Raw genomic sequence first — 497 nt, forward strand, 5'->3', positions numbered from 1 at the left:
TCACTTCGTTTAGAAGAGGGGGATTCCTAAGTAAAGAGTTCTATCGAACTCTAATTTATTAGGCTATCTCCACAGTCCTTGCGGTTAGAAGCCTTATCGCTTCATTCTTTAGATTGATACTTGCGTTAATATCCCTATCATGGTGTGTACAACAAGAAGGGCAGTCCCATTTACGTAGGTTTAGATTTTTAACGTCTTTGTTTTGATATCCACAACAAGAACATAATTGGCTTGAAGCAAATGTTTTCGATACGACAATGATTTGTTTGCCGTACCATTTTGCCTTATATTCCAACATAGTTCGAAACTGTGACCATGATACCTCACTAATTGCTTTTGCTAACTTATGATTCTTTAACATATTCGATACTTGCAAATCCTCTATACCGATAACATCGTGGTTTTTGATGATTTCAGTCGAGATTTTGTCCAAGTAATCTTTTCTAGCATTCGTCATGTATTCATGAATTCTAGCTACTTTTACTCGTTGTTTATTC

Annotated in this window: 1 protein-coding gene; it reads right to left on the reverse strand. The window is 35.8% G+C overall.

Annotation, left to right across the window (positions count from 1 at the left end):
* Positions 1-58: 58 nt before the first annotated feature.
* Positions 59-497: RNA-guided endonuclease TnpB family protein (locus AC1DKZ_RS32990; protein WP_476997982.1), on the reverse strand; the 439-nt coding region annotated here is incomplete at its 5' end.

It is taken from the genome of Bacillus sp. 05T21 (assembly GCF_056396785.1).